Raw genomic sequence first — 17,622 nt, 5'->3', positions numbered from 1 at the left:
GTACAAATACAAATCCATAAATTCTGCCTTTTGCCCTGATGTTTCCCTGCAGATAGTTCTCTCCGTCAAAACGGGGATTGATCTGCACACAGTTCTTATGAAATGGAATCGTCATCCCCAATACAGCAAGTGCTGTTCCTGTCAGTGCAGGATCTTCGAAGGAAAAAGTAATCTGTCCTTCTATCCTGGTAGGAAAAATATGCTTCAGCAGAAATTTTGCATGTTTCCATACAAGATCTTTGGCAGCTTTTACTCTTGGATGTATAAGAAACGCCCTCCACCAGGATGCCTGACTTCTGATCTTATCAAAAGTTCTGCGAATCCTGCGAAGTTTTGCCTGAATGCTTTTAATCAGTCTCCTGATCTTATTATAAATCTTTTTTATAAAGAACTGTTTCTGAGAAGAAGCTTCGACAGAATCTGTTTTTGATGACTCAGTCTGTACAGTTTCTTCTGAAACAAGCTCATCCGTCTTCGGTCTGTCAATCTCTTCGACTGTCGGCTTCGGCACATCTGTTTCTTTTTTCTCTTCCTGCTGCACAGATGTCTGTTTCCCGGAATCCCCCTGTTCAGAACTCTGTCCGCACTCCTCTGATTCAGAATGTGCTTCTGTTGCAGTTTCAATTTTCTGTTCTGCTTTCTCAGCCAGCTCTGTCTGCTTCTCTTTTTTTGCATTTCTCTGACGGGGTTTCTCCTGTGCGGCTTCTTTCTTTGCCCGGCGCTTCTTCAATAACTTACTTATCGGAATTCCAAATAAATGGAAAGAGAATTCCATCTTCTGTTCCTGCCATCTGGCGCTCAGGGAAATTCCATGAAAAAGCCAGCTTACAACGCCTTCCCCTTCTATCTGTTTCCAGTCATCTTCTGTTTTAACAGCTGATACCTTATATCTGACAGGACAGAATAGAACAAGCAGGACTGCCAGTAAAAAAAGCCCCAACACAATCCCCAGTACGATCAATATAAACTTAAGGATCAGCCATAAAATATGTAGCATATTCTCACCTGTTTTCTATATATTCAGCTGTTGCAAAAGTACCTGTCTCTGTATACATTTCATCGATCAGACTTCGTACCATTTCCAGAGCTTCATCCTTCCCCTTTGCCATTCCTATAATCTTAGGGCAGATTCCATAGAAACTCTTCTGGATCAGCATTGCTGCCGGAATAATATCCATCAGATTCGACGGATTCTCTGATAACGTAAGAAGATAAATGCCCGGCACTAGCTTTCCATTATTTAATTTCTTTTTGATTTTGTTGGGATTCTTTACAGATTCTCCTGTTAAAAAATTCTCCTGCCAGACCAGCATCTTACACTCTCCCGTTTCCATTCTTCCTGTATTTCAAAAGTATTCCCTTTTTTCTCTGAAATTAAACCGGGCTGCGTCAAAAAACACAGCCCTGTCCTCGTTAATAATACTTATGCTGTTTTCCCCAGAGTCCATTACTTCTCATCTCCAGATATTCCTGATAAGCACGCTCTACAATCTGCTTCTCATTGGAAAATCTCAACAGATGATAAATCTCATGGTACTTATAATACCCGGAATCCACAAAGAACTCTTCTCTTTGGGGCTTACTATGATAATTATCCGCAGTCATCAGATACCAGTGTACCTCTTTGGAAACCACGTCCTCCGGAACGGTAAAGTTATATTGGCTCTTTCCGATATATTTCACAATGGTCGCCCGCACTCCAGCCTCTTCCATCACTTCCCGTAATGCCGTCTGTTCATGCGTTTCACCTGGCTCCACAGTTCCCTTCGGTAATACCCAGCCCTCATAACGGTTCCTGTAAGATTTATACAATGTAAGAATCTTACCCCGATGAATTACCACACCGCCACAGCTCGTTGCTTCTATCATAATGCAATCCCTCCTGTGTTGCGTGGTATTAAAAACTGAGTATAGTATACCTCTTTTTCGCAAAACCCGCAACCCGTAAATAACAAATCGTTACATTAAACGTCACAAAGGTTACTGTTCACTCCGTGCCCAGTAACACGCTTCGCGATGCACAAAATTTATGCTAATCGCATAAATTCGCGCGGTATGTCTCGGGTTTCCTGTTGCCATGCATCCGTAGGGAGCTGCCAGTGGCAGGTCCTGTAGGTGACCTTCGCTCACAAAAAACACCTCGCGGAATATTACCTGTGAACAGTAACTCACAAAGCACATTACTATACATCATGAAATATGTTGACGACAGCCAAAATATTTCGCAAAAATGTCCGGTTCAGAGATACTCCTATTGTATCCTCATAAAACCGGACATTTTTTTATTAATTATCAAAATAATAGGCATCAAAAATCTGACCTGCGATCGGCACTGCCGCTTCGCTTCCTGTACCACCATTCTCAACAATAATGGCAACTACAAGGTCAGGATTATCCACATTAGAATATCCAATAAACCAGGAATGGCTGGAACCGTTCTCGTCAAATTCCGCAGAACCCGTCTTTCCGGCTACTGTATATCCTCTTCCGTTGAGCGCAGATGCAGTACCATTCTCAACAACGCCTTTCATCAGCTTACCAAGAATATTTGCTTCGTTGGTAGTCATCAGCTTCTTATAACTCTCAGGCTGTGTTGTCTTAACAGTTTCTCCATCTGAACTAACTACAGAATCGATCAGATACGGCTTCATCAGTTCTCCACCATTGGCGATCGCACTGGTGATCAGTGCCATATGCATTGGTGACACCAGTGTATTTCCCTGTCCGATAGCAGTCTGCATCACCTCTGCAACTGAAGATTTTCCAGTCAGTGTAAAAGTACTCTTCTTATAAGAAGTAAGAGGCAGGCTCTTGTTAAACAAAAGATCCTCTGCAGTCTTTCTCAGTGAAGTTCCTCCGACCATGGTTCCAATCTCTGCAAAGGCACTGTTACAGGAATTAGCAAATGCACTGTAAAAGTCCTCCTGACCATGAACCGTTCCACCATAGCATCGGATCGTGTGATCCTCTGTCGTGATGCTTCCCTCGCAGAGATAAGAGAATCCCTCCAGGCTTCCCTTAGTCCTGAAATAATCAAGTGCAGTTACCACTTTAAAAGTAGAACCCGGTGGATATGCACCATTAGTCGCCCTGTTAAGCAGGCTGCTGTCATTGGAATCATTGACCAGTGTATCCCAGTTCTCGGAAATAGTATTCGGATCAAAATCCGGTTTGCTTAATTCTACCAAAATCTTACCGGTAGAGGGCTCTATGGCAACTACTGCACCTCTCCTGTCTCCTAACGCATTATATGCCGTCGTCTGAAGGTCCGCGTTTAAAGTAGTCACGATCGTATCTCCTGTATTCTTCTGATTCTTAAACTCATTCTTCATCTGATTCAAAAAGAATTCATGAGATGTAAGCAGCTGAAAGTTTGCTTCTGATTCCAGGCCGCTCTTTCCATTGGTATCATATCCCACTACGTGCGCAAACATATTTGCATACGGATAAGTACGCTCCTCAGTTCCATCTTCATAAACATTCGTCTGTGCAAGCACCTGATCATCTGCAGATACGATCTTGCCTCGCACAACCCTGTCTGAAAAAGTATCCTGTCTGGTATTATATGGACTATTAATGAAATCTTCGCTCTTGGCATAGTTAAAATAAACCAGATATCCGATCATGCTGACAAAGATCAGCACAAAAAAGCAGGATACCAGCGTATATTCCCGGTTACGTGGTCTTCTTTTTTTAGAAATTTCCTGAGCCTTGCGCTTCTGACGCTTCCTGAGCTCTTTGCGCTGCTTCCTTTCTTCGATATCTCTCAATTTCTTCGTCCTCGTCTTCTCTCAAAATATACAGTCCCTGAATAATTGCCAGCATCAGCACGGTACTCGCCACTGAACTTCCTCCATAGCTGACCAGCGGAAGGGTTACACCTGTCATAGGGATAAACTTCGTCGCACCACCAATGGTCAGAAACACCTGAAATGCATATTCCGTGCCAAGCCCAAGTGCGATCAGTTTATAAAACGGCTTCTTTATCTTAAGCGCAATATTTACGATCATCAGAAAGAAATTCATGCACACAAGAATCAGACATATGGCAAAAATACATCCCAGTTCCTCGCAAATGGCACTAAATATAAAGTCATTCTTAACAACAGGGATCTTCTCAGGAGAACCCTGGCACAAGCCCATTCCAAACCATCCGCCGGTTCCGATCGCAAACAATGACTGAACAATCTGATAACCTTCATTCTGGTAAACTGCCATAGGATCCTTCCATGCAGTTACTCTCTGACGCACATGTGCAAATAAATGATATGCCACAACAGCTCCAGCAGAACCACCGGCAAGACCAAGCGCCAGATATCCTACATTCTTGGATGCCACATAAATCATCACCAGATACGCTGCAAAAAAGATCACGGCACTTCCAAGGTCTCTGGAAAGCACCAGGATACCTACATGAAGCCCGGCCACTATAGTAGCCTGAACTACTTTTGAAAAATCAGCTCCATTTCTCAATAATGCCGCCATAAAGAACACAAACGTAATCTTGATCGCTTCTGAAGGCTGAATACCCATTAGGGAAAGCTTTGCACCATAGCTTGTCTGTGCAAGCACAAGTACTGCTGCCAGCAGAACAATTCCCAGACCTGCATAAATCCATGTCAGATCCTTGAGAAATTTCATCTTCCTGATCAGAACAGGAACAACAAGTGCTACTGCATTCACACCAGCTACGATCACCAGCTGCCTGGTTGCCGTAGACACATCCAGTCTGCACAGCATAATAAATCCAACGCTGAGAAGCATACACATATTATTGAGCAGTAAAATAGATGCTTTCTTATACAAAATTCTGTACAGAATCTGGATTCCCGCAAAAAACGCCATCATCTCTGCATAGAACAGGATGACCTGAAACTTACCAGTCTTCAGGTAAATGACCAGAAACGCAGTGAAATCCATAAAAAAGATCAGCATCAGCTGCTGCCGCAGCGATTCGTTTCTCTCTTCCTCACTCTGCTGCTTCACAAGATAAAAGCAGTGAAATGTATAAATTACCATCAGGGTAAGGATCACATACTTGGATAATTCTACAATTACATTAATCATATGCCTTACTCGGCTCCTCTTTTAAAATGTCCCTTTGTGTATTCCCGCTTCGGAGGATTCTCCCCCTTCTGATAAACATTTCGGAACTCTTCATAAATCTTTACTGCATCCTGTGGTTTCTCAATCGTAAATGCAAGTCTCAGAGAAGAAATTCCAAGCTTATCTATCTGTGGTTTCTCTTTCAGCAGGCCATAAGGGATACTGTTGTAAATGATATTATAGCAGGGAATGTGGGTATTTGTATTTTCCATTTTCCAGGGATCACAGACACATTTTGCTGTAAATTCCTTATCATAACGGTCTTTTAATGTTACCCACTCTTCCTTATGATTACACCCATAAACATTCTTATGCACACATTGAGCAGATAACATCAGCGGCAGATAACCATAAATGATCATTTCGCTGTTTCGATTATCCCTGTGCCGGATTTCTCCTTCATTCAGTTCAAACGGCACAGTATTTCGCATAATCTTCTGTTCCTCCCAGAACTTAACTGCTTCATTATTCCAAGTGTACATATTGTGATCCAGCACACATTTGTCCGCCAGTCCAGCCTTACTCAGAATTGCAAATGTTTCCAGATTTCTTACAAGAAATCCATGCATGCCTCTGTCCAGCCATTCCTGAATCCGCGTCTCAAGCTCTTTGGGCATCCCGTCTCGCATAATATGTGGAAGTGACAGATACATCTCTATTCCTCTGTCTACCCCTTCATCAAGACAGGCTTCCATTGCATCTGCATTCAGGTACATTCCCTGTATCCCTTCACTTTTATATAACGCAAGTGCTGTTTCTTTTTCTTCACAAGATACATAAATCGGAAGATTTTTTTGTTTTTTGCCAGAATTGTACTGCTGTGCACACAATTCTATGTCTTTTTCCTGCTTTACTTCTTCCCTTCTGTATGTTTTGAGGATTTCTTCCTCCAGTGCTTCCAGAGCCTGTCTGCGCGCCTCGTTCAGAATCTTCATCGGGATAAAAATGCTCTCATCCATCTGAATCTCCAGACTTTCCCATTCATACTCTGTATTCCCAAGCTTCTCCATCTGCGAACGGACACGTTCCTCTGTCAGGGGCTGGTTCTGCGCATACTGTACTTCTCCTACAGATGCAGATCCATGAATTCCCCGGCAGGATACATCCAGTATTACCGGACTTCCCGGAAACAGGATCAGCGTTCCCTGCAATTTCTCTTTCTTCTTTATCAGTACAGGTGTAATGTCACCAGTTTTCTTCTCATTTGTAAATGCCATCATGGAAGGACCGTTCTGCATCTGGTAATATCCTGTACAGGAACCGCCTCTGTTAAACAGATCCAGCAGATACTGTCTGTCTCTCTCCGACACTCTATAATTCTCTGCGCCCTCTTCAAAAAGAAGATCCAAATATTTCCTGTATACAGAAGTTACCCCTGCCGTATATCCCGGCTGTTTCATTCTTCCCTCTATCTTCAGAGATGTCACTCCTGCATCCAGAATCTGCGGTAAAATTTCTATTGTAGAAATATCCTTCAGGCTCAGCGGACATACCTCTTTTTTTCCTTTTCCCGGATTTCTCTTTTGCTGTCCTGCTGTCTTCCTCTCTCCACATAATACAATCTGATATGGCAGGCGGCATGGCTGGGCACAACGCCCTCTGTTTCCGCTTCTGCCTCCCAGAATACTGCTCATCAGACATTGTCCGGAATAACTGTAGCACAACGCACCATGGATAAAAGATTCTATCTCTATAGGGCTTGTCTCATGCATTCCCCGGATTTCTTCAAGGGAAAGTTCTCTGGCAGTTACTACGCGGGAAGCTCCCTGCTCTTCCAGAAATTTCATACCTTCTGGACCTGTCACTGTCATCTGCGTGCTGGCATGAATGTGCATTCCCGGGAACAGCTCTCTGACTGTCCGGAATACTCCCATATCCTGAACGATCACTGCATCCAGTCCGGCTTTATAATACGGAAGCAGATATTCATAAAGCTGCTCCGAAAGTTCTCTGTTCTTAAGAAGCGTATTGACAGTCAGGTAAAGTTTCTTTCCATGAATGTGGGCAGTGTCAATCGCACGGAGAAGTTCTTCTTCTCCAAAATTCTTCGCGTATGCTCTTGCTCCAAATGCTGCTCCTCCTACGTAGACTGCATCTGCCCCTGCACCAATGGCAGCTTCAAATCCTTCATACGATCCGGCAGGTGCCAACAATTCTATCTCATCTCTTCTCACTCATATACCTCTCATATAAAACGAATAACATCATCCGTATTTGTGTCAAGCGAATAAAAACATCCGCATTCAGCTATAATCATAAAGGGGAAATCACCGAAGTAATCCCCCCTCTTATTATTTCAGCAGTTCATCAATCTGTTTCTCCAGCTCATTGTTCTGCTTTTCCAGTTCATCATTTTTTCCTGCCAGAAGGTTCTTCTGTTCGGTCAATTCCTGTTCATGCTTCTGTACTTCTTCTATCTGCATACGAAGAGAAATCAGTTCGTGTTTCAGATTGTACATCTCCTGATCCTTCTGCTGTAAATCCTGTTCAAAAACCTCCGCCTGTTTCTTAGCCTTGAAATAATCGTCTGTGATATTCAGGCTGAGAAGTGTATGCTTGGTCTCCATCGGCTGTCTGCTGTAACCTGGCATACCACTTAATTCATCCATCTTTTTATTTATATAGGATGCTACTTTCTGGAAATATTCTTCCGATTCATAACCTCCCAGCGTAATAATCTTACCTCCTATGATTACCTTTGCTGTATTTTTGACCGCCATCCGTACGAGCCTCCTGTATCTTATTATTACTGTTTCGCAGTACTTTGCACTGATTCTTTAATTCCAGTCTGTATGTCACAAATTTATATCCTTTTGAAGAATATTCCGCAAAAGTTCTTCTGCCTGCAGTAACACTCTATTTTTCTTTATGATCCTGTTATTGTTCTCAATATTTACAATAACAAAATCAGTTTCAATCCGTTTCCTTATGTGCTGAGAATTCCGGACATTTATTTCATTATACTCGAAAGCGGTCGAAATGTATAGGAATTTTTAAAAAAGTTTTACTTTTTAATTTTTCTCCGGCATCGGATATCCCAGATGCTCATATGCAAGAGTAGATGCCATTCGTCCACGAGGGGTGCGATTCAGAAAACCATTCTGGAGCAGATAAGGCTCATATACATCCTCAAGCGTCCCTGAATCCTCACCGATCGCCGCTGCCAGAGTCTCCAGTCCTACAGGACCTCCCTGAAAGTTTACGATCATTGTTTGCAGGATCCTGCGGTCGATTTTATCAAGACCATACTGATCCACTTCCAGCAGATTCAATGCAAAACATGCTACATCATAAGTAATCCTGCCGTCATATTTTACCTGGGCAAAATCACGTACTCTCTTCAGGAGACGATTTGCCAGTCGTGGAGTTCCTCTGGATCTCTTGGCAATCTCTGCCGCACCCTTCTCATCAATCTCCACGCCCAGAACCTGTGCAGAACGGATAATGATAGTCTTCAATTCATCATGTGTATAAAACTCCAGATGGTGCATCACGCCAAAACGGTCACGAAGCGGTGCAGACAAAAGACCAGCTCTCGTTGTAGCCCCTACTAAAGTAAATTTCGGCAGATCCAGACGGATGGATCTGGCTGATGCACCCTTTCCGATCATAATGTCTATGGCGTAGTCTTCCATTGCAGGATAAAGAACCTCCTCTACCTGTCTGTTCAGACGATGGATTTCATCCACAAACAGAATGTCACCCTCCTGCAGATTATTCAGAATTGCCGCCATCTCTCCCGGCTTCTCAATGGCCGGCCCGGAAGTCACTTTCATATGAACGCCCATCTCATTGGCAATAATCCCGGAAAGTGTTGTTTTTCCAAGTCCTGGAGGGCCATAAAACAGTACATGATCCAACGCATCATGTCGCTGTTTGGCAGCTTCTATATATACTTTTAAAGTACTCTTGGTCTTCTCCTGACCAATGTAATCATCCAGAGTCTGAGGACGGAGATTTCCCTCCAGAGAAAAATCCTCCTCTGTGACATCTGTAGTTATAATACGTTTGTCCATTTAATAATTACTCCTGGCCTTTCACTAACCTGTTTTTCTATATCCAGATATATCTGTACTTTTTTGCTCAAATACAGACAACTTATATTCCCTTTTAATAACAAAATCATTGCATCTGCTTCGCTGCACACGCGCTTTTGTTATATCAGAAATTTTTTAATGCAGCTTTCAACAATCCCTCTACATCATCCGGAGCCACATCTGTAACCTTACGCACTGCACGAAGTGCATCTGTGCTGCTATATCCCAAAGCAACCAACGCCTCTACTGCTTCCTGTCTGCCATCTGATATCTCTCCAAGCCCTGCTACAGCTTTCTCCTGCTCATGTGCCAGTTTCAGTTCAAATGCATCCTCAAGCTTCATCTTGTCTTTCAGCTCAAGAATCAACTTCTGTGCCGTCTTCTTACCGATACCTGGAGCCTTGGACAGAGTCTTCACGTCATCTGAAAGAATTGCAAATCTCAGTTCATCTGCTGTGATCCCTGCCAGAACGCCAACTGCCGCCTTCGGTCCTACTCCATTTACTCCCAGAAGCAGCTTAAACATCTGTAGATCATCCTTGGATCTGAAACCATATAATTTCATGGCATCTTCTCTTACACTAAAATAAGTATGGATCTTCACTTCCTCGCCCATATGGATGTTAGAGAGATCCGTACCTGTCATATATATATCATATCCGATTCCGCCCGCCTCAACAATGACAGAGTTTTCTGTCATATCTACTGCCGTTCCATGAACAAATGCGATCATGATATCTCCTCCGGTTTCTATTGCATTAATGGTTACTGTTCATATATTACTGCCTCCAGTGACCATCACTTCTGAACCATCATAACACATCCTACATCAGAGTGCAAACATATATTCGAATATTCCAGATAAGTTTCTCAAGAAAAGGATTACTGTTCACTTCGTTTTAATCACTAAAAAACTGCCATCCAGGTTTCCCCACACAGCAGTTTTTCGTATTTCTATCTTTAGTTTTACTGAATAATGTGTCTCGGGCAGGCTTCTTTACATGCTCCGCAGTTTGTACATTTACTGTAATCTACATGAGCACAGAAGTTATCAACTGTGATTGCACCATTCGGACAGGTCTTCTCACATTTCTTACATCCGATACATCCAACTTCGCAGGCAGATGTAACAGCTTTACCTTTCGCATGAGAGCTGCACTGTACGAATGTAGTCTGGTCATACGGAACAAGCTCGATCAGGTGCTTCGGACATTTCGCTACACATTTACCACAGGCCTTACATGCCTCTTTGTCAACGACTGCCACACCATTTACTACATCAATTGCGCCGAATGGACAGGCTTTTACGCAGCTTCCGAATCCGAGACATCCAAATCCGCAGGCCTTTGCTCCGCCGCCAGGAATGAACGCCATCATTTCACAATCTTCTACGCCTGTATATTCATAGTTGTCTTTTGTTTTCTCACAGGTACCTGCACATTTTACATATGCAACCTGACGGGCTGTCTCAACAACTTCCTGTCCCATGATCGCTGCGATCACTTTTCCAACAGGTTCACCGCCTACAGGACATCCGTTTACAGGCGCTTCGCCTTTGGCAATCGCTGCTGCCAGACCATCACAGCCAGGGTAACCACAGCCACCGCAGTTATTTCCAGGAAGTGCTTCACGGACTGCAACTTCCTTCTCATCTACTTCTACTGCAAATTTGTTACCAGCTACTCCGAGGAAAATACCGATAAAAAGACCGACTGCCGCAACCAGTACAGTTGCCGCGATAATTGCTCCTATATTCATACCAGTCCCCTCCTTAAATCAGTCCTGAAAATCCGAAGAAGGCAATTGCCATCAGTCCGGCTGTCAGCAGAACTGTAGGGAATCCCTGGAAGGATTTTGGAATGTCATTGTATGCGATTTTCTCACGGATACCAGCCATCAGCACGATAGAAATGGTAAAGCCGACTGCTGTTGCAAATCCGTTAATTGTTCCCTGAAGTACGTTATAACCTTTCTGTACGTTTGTAAGGGCAACACCGAGAACTGCACAGTTTGTTGTGATCAGAGGAAGATACACACCAAGTGCCCGATACAGAGAAGGCATTGCTTTCTTCAGGAACATCTCTACAAACTGTACCAGCGCTGCGATCAGCAGGATGAATACGATGGTCTGCAGATAAGTCAGGTTTGTAGGAACGAGAATAGCATTGTAAATAATACCTGTCACAAAAGATGACAGTGTGATAACGAAGATGATCGCACCGCCCATGCCGGCTGCTGTCTCTACACTCTTGGAAACACCAAGGAAAGGACAAAGACCAAGGAACTGGCTGAGGACTACGTTATTTACGATCGCTGAGCTTACAAGTATGATCAAAAGTTCTTTCATAATCCATTACCCCCTTTTTCTCTTGCACATGGTATTGCCGCAGGCTGCACAGCTTCCGCCGCAGTCAGGATTACTCGGGTCAATGCCACGTTTGGCTGCACCAAGTTTAAATTTGTTCTGTAATGCAGAAAGTGCTGCCAGAACAAAGAATGCTCCAGGTGCGAGGATAAAGATAGTGATCGGCTCATAACCGGCTTTACCTGCTGCAGCATCTGCCAGAGGAAGAATCTGATGTCCGAAAATAGATCCGGCACCGATCAGCTCACGTACTGCACCGATACAGGTAATACTTAAGGTAAATCCAAGGCCCATACCAAGACCGTCAAATAAAGACGCGATCGGTTTATTCTTGGATGCATATGCTTCTGCACGGCCAAGGATGATACAGTTAACTACGATCAGCGGAATATAAATTCCAAGTGAATCATACAGACTTGGGATAAATCCCTGTAAAAGGAGCTGTACGACTGTTACAAATGAAGCAACAACTACGATAAATGCAGGCATACGAACTCTGTCCGGAATAAAGTTTCTCAGAAGAGAGATCATTAAGTTGGATGCTGCAAGGATGACTGTTGTAGTAAGTCCCATTCCGATACCATTAGTTGCAGATGTGGTGATGGCCAGTGTCGGACACATACCAAGCATCAGTACAAAGGTAGGATTTTCTTTGATGATTCCGTTATACAAACGTTCTGCAGGTGTGTTTGGTTTCATCACTAGTTTCCTCCTTTCTCATACTGGAATGCACATAAGCCGGCGTTGACACCGTTTGTCATGGCATTCGTTGTGATTGTGGCACCACTTAACGCATCGATCTGATTGTCTGCTGTGGCACCGGTTTTTGTATATTCAAATTTATCTACTTTCTTATCTTTGAACTGATCCTTAAATGCATCTGTGTTTGCTCTCATACCAAGACCTGCGGTCTCACCGATGGAAAGAATGGAAATTCCGTTCAAAGTTCCATCATCCATGATTCCCATTGCAAACTGGATATCTCCGCCGTAACCTTCGGAAGTGGTTACTGTAAATGCATATCCCAGTTCATTGCCGGAAGCATCTTTTGCAAGCATGGTCTCATCAATAGACTGCGCTGCATATCCGTTTTCGTCCAGATAAGACTGCAGTGCGTCTGCGTCTACATCTACGACATCAAAGCTGTCAGCATCTGCAAAAACGGCTTTATAAGCGTCCTGTTTTGCCTGTGCTTCCTGCTTTGCGATCGGGTCAGCTGTAATATCCTGGACTACACCAAGGGCAAGTCCTGCTACCAGTGTGATCACTGTAATAGCGATCGTATCTTTGATAATTCTGTTACTCATGCTTTTTTGCCCCCTTTCCCAAATGCCGGGTGACGAGTCACACGTTCGATCATTGGAACTAACAGGTTGCAGAAAATAATCGCATAGGATACACCCTCTGCAGAACCGCCGAAGAGACGGAAGATTGCAGTCAGTACACCAAGACAGACACCGTATACATACTGTCCTCTAGGTGTGATCGGTGTTGTGACATAGTCTGTAGCCATGAACCATGCACCAAGCATAAGACCGCCGCCGAAGATATGGCTGAACAGATAGTTCACATCAAATCCCTTGCCTGTTCCAAGCATGTAAAGGATTACAAATACTGCAAAAGATCCGATATAAGTAAGCGGGATCTTAAGATCAATGACTTTATAAACCAGAAGGATTGCTGCACCGATGAGGATCGCGATTGCTGAAGTCTCACCAATTGTACCCTGGATATCACCGATAAACATATGTAATACGGATACAGAACCATCTGTAAATCCATTCTGTTTCAGAGCTGCCAGAGGAGTTGCACCGGAAACAGTATCTACTACGCCTCTGAAGTTGTCACTTACTGCGAAATCTGTCATCTTTCCCGCAAAAGAGATCATCAGGAAACATCTTCCTGCAAGTGCCGGGTTCATGAAGTTCTGTCCCAGACCACCGAAGAGCTGTTTTACAACGATAATCGCGAATGCACTACCAAGTACAGGCATCCAGAGCGGAATGGATGCAGGCATATTTAATGCAAGTAATAAACCTGTAACAACTGCACTGAAGTCTGTAATCGTGTTCTTCTTGTGCATCAGTTTATCATAGATCCACTCAAAGAATACACTGGAAGCAACGGTAATTACTACTACCAGTAAGGCGCGAACGCCAAAATTATAAATTCCAAACAGTGTGGTCGGCAGAAGCGCCAGTACCACAAGCTGCATGATTTTGCTTGTTGTCATCTTATCCCGGACATGGGGATTGGATGATACATGTAACATCTGATCCATTATGATGTCCCCCTTTTACTTTTTCTTACGGCTTGCCAGAACCATCTTACGCATAGATTTGATCATCTGGGTCAACGGACGCTTCGCCGGGCAGATATAACTGCAGCAGCCGCATTCGCAGCACTCCATACCATCAAATTTCTGGAAGCTCTCCATGTCACCATGTTCTGCAAATGTTGCAAGTCTTGCAGGAATGACATGGCCGGGACAGACTCCTACGCATCTGCCACAGTTAATACATGCAGTCTGTTCTGCATCTGCCACATCGTCCTTCTCCAGACAGAGACAGGCAGAACTTGTCTTGATACATGGTACATGAGTATCGTACATAGCGAATCCCATCATAGGACCACCGGAAATTACTTTTGATACATTGTCTGTCAGTCCGCCGGCAGCCTCGATCAGCTCTGCCATATCTGTTCCAGAAAGAACTTCAAAGTTCTGCGGATTCTTAATCCCCTGTCCTGTTACTGTTACAATACGATCCATAACAGGTTTTCCAAGGATAACTGCTTCATAAACAGCGATTACGGTATCTACGTTGTCAACAACACATCCTGCATCTGCCGGAAGCATAGTTGAATTGATTTCTCTGTCTGTGACAGCTTTGATCAGGAAGCGCTCACCACCCTGTGGGTACTTGGTCATCAGCTCTGCAACTTCGATACGCGGGATATCTTTTACCATTTCTTTCAACTTTGCAATACAGTCGGGCTTGTTATCCTCAATACAGATATAACCCTTTGCATTGTCAAAAAGCTTCAGCATAACTCTTAAGCCCTCGATCAGCTTCTCAGAGTCATCCAGCATTCTTCTGTAATCGCTGGTAAGATACGGTTCACACTCAGCACCGTTTACAAGAATATGATCGATCTTGTCCGGTTCCTTCGGAGCAAGTTTTACCTGTGTCGGGAATCCTGCACCGCCCATTCCCACAACTCCGCCTTCTTTAATTCTTGCCAGGATCTCTTCCTTTGAAAGATCCTCCAGTCGTGCAGGAGTAAATTCCACACTTTCATACTGCTGGTCATTCTCAATGATAATAGAATTAACCATGGATCCTGTTGCTGTCAGTCTCGGTTCGATTCCCTTTACTGTACCGGAAACAGATGCATGGATCGGTGATGAGACAAAGCCTGCAGCGTCCGCAATCTTCTGTCCTGCAAGCACGTGGTCTCCTTTCTGAACTACCGGTGCTGCCGGTGCGCCGATATACTGTGAAAGAGGATATACCATATCTCCCTTAGGCAGATATTTCGTTACCGGATTGTTCTTGGATAATTCTTTTCCGTCATAAGGATGAACACCACCCTTAAAGGTTAAAATTCCCATTTTGTTCCCTCCTTTTTATATTAAGCATCTCAAGAGTATTTTTATCGTTACTGTTCTTTTGTACGTTCAGTAACATGATTTTGTTTTCCATCTCTTTTTGATTGGCTTTTTCGTAAATCGTTTTATATCCAGATCTTTTGTCTTTATTTAAGTAGCGATCTTTGATATCTTATTTTTCTTTTCTGTTTCTGATATTCTTCAGATTATGTAATTTGTGTCCACGGTTCAGGTTTGGATACGCTTTTACGAAACGCTGCATATTGTGACCAACCTTTGCTGCCATAGCTTCTTTCTTCTTCTGAAGTTCTGCACTGATCTCAGCTACAGCTGCAGCACGTTTCTGCTCCATCTCTTTCAGCACTTCCACATCTCCCAGACGTTCTTTTACGCTCTCAAGAGTAGCCTCTTTGGCAAATCCAACACCTGCGATCTTCTCGTGCATCTTGACAAGCATTTCGTCCTTTGCCTGCTCCATAGCTGCCTCGATGACCGGCAGTTTCTCCTGAATACGGAAAGCTGCTGCTGCTGAGAAACCGAAGTCCACAACATAGGCAATTCCTATCACACATACTCCAATCTCCCCAACGAAAACCGGATACAGTGCAACGATATACTCCACAATCGGGTGAAGTACCTTAAACAGAAGAACTGTGAAGAAACCCCATCCAAGAGAAGCTCCCAGACAGATACGACCCTGAAAATTGAATTTGTTCTCACTGTAATCCCACCAGGACGTATGGAAGATTGTTTCCATCAATACTGCAGTTACATATTCCAGTGCAGTTGCCACAACAACACCGCCAACATACAGCCATAACACATTCCCGCTGACCGGTCTCAGAATTACATAGACAGATACTGCCCCACATCCATATATCGTACACAACGGTCCGTTAATAAAGCCACGGTTTACATATTTCCCGCTCTTTACAGACACATAACAGGTCTCCCACACCCAGCCAAAGAAACTGTATATGATGAACCAATTAATGAGGTGATAAAAATCAATCCCCAAAATAGATAAATCCCACATGCTTTTTCTTCCTTTTTTTGTATAATTTTTTCAATTACAGTTATACTATAAACCATTTTCAGAAAAAAAGCACTACCCAAATTTTAATTTTTTGTGTATAATTAAATACAATTTAGGAAAGGAAAAAACATTAACATGATTGTTAAAAAAATGCCCATTTTACAAGGGTTTCCGGACTTTGAAACTGTTAAATTTTTCACCGGAAAATACTTCCAAAAATACAATTTTTCACCTGTTTTTTATGACATAGAAACCACCGGATTGTCCCGAAAACCCACATTTTTGTACCTTATCGGAGCTGTTGGAATTGAAGATGAAACTTGGTATTTTTACCAGTGGATGGCGGAAAATGATAAGGAAGAAGAGACAATTCTGAGAATTTTTTCACAATTTCTGGAGCAGTATGATTTGTTAATTTCTTACAATGGAGAACGGTTTGATCAGCCTTATCTGGAAGCGAGATACGAAAAATATGGTCTGCCATCTCCGTTTGAGGGAAAAACTTCTCTCGATCTGTATCTGACATTGAAACCTTTGAAGACACTTTTGAAACTTCCGGCCATGAAACAGCCATGCCTGGAGGAATTTCTTGGAATTAAAGACAGGATTTATAACAATGGTAAAGAATGTATTCAGCTTTATAAAGATTTTATGAAGAAAAGAGACTCTCTTGTGGCTGAGGAGATCTTAGGACATAACTTGGAGGATGTGCTGGGACTGGGAAGGATTTTTGAAATGCTTGGGTATCTTTGCATTTATGATTCGGAGTATGAAGTTACATATGCGGAAGCAGATGAAGAAAATGTTATTTTTGTACTAAAACTCTTCTTCTCTCTTCCGGCTGAGTTTTCTAACGGAAATGGAACTTTTTATATTACAGGAAAAGAGAAAGAAGTGAAGCTCATTGTCCAGACAGAACAAGGACGGCTGAAACAGCATTATAAGAATTATAAAGACTATTACTATCTGCCAGATGAAGATACCGTTATTCCGAAAGCACTTGGAAGCGGAATTGATAAGAAACACCGCAAAGCAGCCACAAAAGATACCTGTTATACATGGTTCAATTGTACAGAACAGTTTCTGCAAAATCCGCAAATACAAAAACAGTATCTGGAACATACTCTTCCGTATCTTTTAGCGCATTTAAAATGATATAAATTCTCATTGATATTTTTTCTACAATAATATTAGTCAGACCGTTCTATTACTTATTAGAAAAGTCAATTTTTTAATATAAAAACACCGCTATTACAGCTCAAAGTTGTAAATAGCGGTATTTATTATCTCAAGAAATATTCTCTATGAATTATTCTTCTGTGCTCTCTTCAGCTGGTGCTTCGAGAGCTTTCATGCTCAGGCTGATCTTCTTGTCTTCACCGTTGAAGTCAACAACCTTAGCTTCGATTTCCTGTCCGATTGACAGTACGTCTGATGGTTTTGCAACATGCTCTCTGGAAATCTGAGA

Annotated in this window: 18 protein-coding genes; 1 reads left to right on the top strand and 17 read right to left on the bottom strand. The window is 42.9% G+C overall.

All coding sequences use genetic code 11. The features are described 5' to 3' along the window. The 16 genes from ACTNES_RS13560 to ACTNES_RS13485 all read right to left on the bottom strand — a co-directional run. Window positions 1-997 (bottom strand): DUF2953 domain-containing protein (locus ACTNES_RS13560; protein WP_441039665.1); only part of this gene is annotated, 997 nt, incomplete at its 3' end. Window positions 998-1,001: 4 nt separating this feature from the next. Next, window positions 1,002-1,334, bottom strand: a complete 333-nt coding sequence (locus ACTNES_RS13555; RefSeq protein ID WP_300333743.1) for a hypothetical protein — start codon at window positions 1,332-1,334, stop codon at window positions 1,002-1,004. Window positions 1,335-1,413: 79 nt separating this feature from the next. Next, the gene (locus tag ACTNES_RS13550; protein ID WP_216459926.1) at window positions 1,414-1,869 is read right to left on the bottom strand and encodes an NUDIX hydrolase; all 456 of its coding nucleotides are present in this window, start codon (window positions 1,867-1,869) and stop codon (window positions 1,414-1,416) included. Window positions 1,870-2,285: 416 nt separating this feature from the next. Beyond that, window positions 2,286-3,770: a peptidoglycan D,D-transpeptidase FtsI family protein gene (locus ACTNES_RS13545; protein ID WP_320813916.1), complete on the bottom strand. Its 1,485-nt coding sequence runs from the start codon at window positions 3,768-3,770 to the stop codon at window positions 2,286-2,288. After that, a complete protein-coding gene (locus ACTNES_RS13540) occupies window positions 3,694-5,067 on the bottom strand; it encodes an FtsW/RodA/SpoVE family cell cycle protein (protein ID WP_216459928.1) in 1,374 nt (457 codons plus the stop codon). Before ACTNES_RS13540 ends, ACTNES_RS13545 begins: the two co-directional genes overlap by 77 nt. Before the next feature lie 5 nt (window positions 5,068-5,072). Next, window positions 5,073-7,280 carry a DUF3656 domain-containing U32 family peptidase gene (locus ACTNES_RS13535; RefSeq protein WP_441039662.1) on the bottom strand — a complete coding sequence of 736 codons (2,208 nt, stop codon included), beginning with the start codon at window positions 7,278-7,280 and terminating at the stop codon, window positions 5,073-5,075. 117 nt (window positions 7,281-7,397) lie between these two features. Next, on the bottom strand, window positions 7,398-7,826 hold the full coding sequence (zapA, locus tag ACTNES_RS13530) for a cell division protein ZapA (RefSeq protein ID WP_216459930.1): 429 nt from the start codon (window positions 7,824-7,826) through the stop codon (window positions 7,398-7,400). A 291-nt stretch (window positions 7,827-8,117) separates the two neighbouring features. After that, entirely contained in the window at window positions 8,118-9,122 is a 1,005-nt protein-coding gene (ruvB, locus tag ACTNES_RS13525; protein ID WP_216459931.1) for a Holliday junction branch migration DNA helicase RuvB, read from the bottom strand. Window positions 9,123-9,267: 145 nt separating this feature from the next. Continuing rightward, on the bottom strand, window positions 9,268-9,876 hold the full coding sequence (ruvA, locus tag ACTNES_RS13520) for a Holliday junction branch migration protein RuvA (protein ID WP_291807856.1): 609 nt from the start codon (window positions 9,874-9,876) through the stop codon (window positions 9,268-9,270). Between the two features lie 233 nt (window positions 9,877-10,109). Next, on the bottom strand, window positions 10,110-10,901 hold the full coding sequence (locus ACTNES_RS13515; protein WP_216459933.1) for an RnfABCDGE type electron transport complex subunit B: 792 nt from the start codon (window positions 10,899-10,901) through the stop codon (window positions 10,110-10,112). Between the two features lie 13 nt (window positions 10,902-10,914). Further along, on the bottom strand, window positions 10,915-11,490 hold the full coding sequence (gene rsxA, locus ACTNES_RS13510; RefSeq protein ID WP_291817719.1) for an electron transport complex subunit RsxA: 576 nt from the start codon (window positions 11,488-11,490) through the stop codon (window positions 10,915-10,917). Window positions 11,491-11,496: 6 nt separating this feature from the next. Next, window positions 11,497-12,207 (bottom strand): electron transport complex subunit RsxE, encoded by a 711-nt coding sequence (gene rsxE, locus ACTNES_RS13505; RefSeq protein WP_441039659.1) that lies wholly within the window; start codon window positions 12,205-12,207, stop codon window positions 11,497-11,499. Window positions 12,208-12,209: 2 nt separating this feature from the next. After that, the gene (locus ACTNES_RS13500) at window positions 12,210-12,815 is read right to left on the bottom strand and encodes an RnfABCDGE type electron transport complex subunit G (protein ID WP_216459936.1); all 606 of its coding nucleotides are present in this window, start codon (window positions 12,813-12,815) and stop codon (window positions 12,210-12,212) included. After that, the gene (locus ACTNES_RS13495) at window positions 12,812-13,789 is read right to left on the bottom strand and encodes an RnfABCDGE type electron transport complex subunit D (RefSeq protein ID WP_216459937.1); all 978 of its coding nucleotides are present in this window, start codon (window positions 13,787-13,789) and stop codon (window positions 12,812-12,814) included. Before ACTNES_RS13495 ends, ACTNES_RS13500 begins: the two co-directional genes overlap by 4 nt. Window positions 13,790-13,804: 15 nt before the next feature. Continuing rightward, window positions 13,805-15,121 (bottom strand): electron transport complex subunit RsxC, encoded by a 1,317-nt coding sequence (gene rsxC / locus ACTNES_RS13490; protein WP_441039656.1) that lies wholly within the window; start codon window positions 15,119-15,121, stop codon window positions 13,805-13,807. Window positions 15,122-15,290: 169 nt separating this feature from the next. Then, window positions 15,291-16,154, bottom strand: coding sequence for a putative ABC transporter permease (locus ACTNES_RS13485; protein ID WP_291817729.1), 864 nt, complete (start codon window positions 16,152-16,154; stop codon window positions 15,291-15,293). A 135-nt stretch (window positions 16,155-16,289) separates the two neighbouring features. Between ACTNES_RS13485 and ACTNES_RS13480 the strand changes: the two genes are divergently transcribed. After that, window positions 16,290-17,309 (top strand): ribonuclease H-like domain-containing protein, encoded by a 1,020-nt coding sequence (locus ACTNES_RS13480; protein WP_441039654.1) that lies wholly within the window; start codon window positions 16,290-16,292, stop codon window positions 17,307-17,309. A gap of 154 nt (window positions 17,310-17,463) precedes the next feature. On the opposite strand, the gene ACTNES_RS13475 is transcribed toward ACTNES_RS13480, so the two are convergent. Continuing rightward, window positions 17,464-17,622: S1 RNA-binding domain-containing protein (locus ACTNES_RS13475; RefSeq protein ID WP_441039667.1), on the bottom strand; the 159-nt coding region annotated here is incomplete at its 5' end.

Source organism: Blautia sp. HCP3S3_D9, from assembly GCF_052063845.1.
Classification (GTDB): domain Bacteria; phylum Bacillota; class Clostridia; order Lachnospirales; family Lachnospiraceae; genus Blautia_A.
The sequence above is the reverse complement of the archived record's forward strand: the minus strand, read 5'-3'. Positions and strand labels throughout refer to the sequence as shown.

Bases quoted from the DNA above. Each gene is read 5' to 3' on its own strand.
- ACTNES_RS13495 (WP_216459937.1), bottom strand. From the start codon at position 13,789: ATGGATCAGATGTTACATGTATCATCCAATCCCCATGTCCGGGATAAG.
- ACTNES_RS13480 (WP_441039654.1), top strand. From the start codon at position 16,290: ATGATTGTTAAAAAAATGCCCATTTTACAAGGGTTTCCGGACTTTGAA.
- ACTNES_RS13515 (WP_216459933.1), bottom strand. From the start codon at position 10,901: ATGAATATAGGAGCAATTATCGCGGCAACTGTACTGGTTGCGGCAGTC.
- zapA (WP_216459930.1), bottom strand. From the start codon at position 7,826: ATGGCGGTCAAAAATACAGCAAAGGTAATCATAGGAGGTAAGATTATT.
- ruvA (WP_291807856.1), bottom strand. From the start codon at position 9,876: ATGATCGCATTTGTTCATGGAACGGCAGTAGATATGACAGAAAACTCT.
- ACTNES_RS13550 (WP_216459926.1), bottom strand. From the start codon at position 1,869: ATGATAGAAGCAACGAGCTGTGGCGGTGTGGTAATTCATCGGGGTAAG.
- ACTNES_RS13555 (WP_300333743.1), bottom strand. From the start codon at position 1,334: ATGGAAACGGGAGAGTGTAAGATGCTGGTCTGGCAGGAGAATTTTTTA.
- ruvB (WP_216459931.1), bottom strand. From the start codon at position 9,122: ATGGACAAACGTATTATAACTACAGATGTCACAGAGGAGGATTTTTCT.
- rsxC (WP_441039656.1), bottom strand. From the start codon at position 15,121: ATGGGAATTTTAACCTTTAAGGGTGGTGTTCATCCTTATGACGGAAAA.
- rsxE (WP_441039659.1), bottom strand. From the start codon at position 12,207: ATGAAACCAAACACACCTGCAGAACGTTTGTATAACGGAATCATCAAA.
- rsxA (WP_291817719.1), bottom strand. From the start codon at position 11,490: ATGAAAGAACTTTTGATCATACTTGTAAGCTCAGCGATCGTAAATAAC.
- ACTNES_RS13540 (WP_216459928.1), bottom strand. From the start codon at position 5,067: ATGATTAATGTAATTGTAGAATTATCCAAGTATGTGATCCTTACCCTG.
- ACTNES_RS13485 (WP_291817729.1), bottom strand. From the start codon at position 16,154: ATGTGGGATTTATCTATTTTGGGGATTGATTTTTATCACCTCATTAAT.
- ACTNES_RS13500 (WP_216459936.1), bottom strand. From the start codon at position 12,815: ATGAGTAACAGAATTATCAAAGATACGATCGCTATTACAGTGATCACA.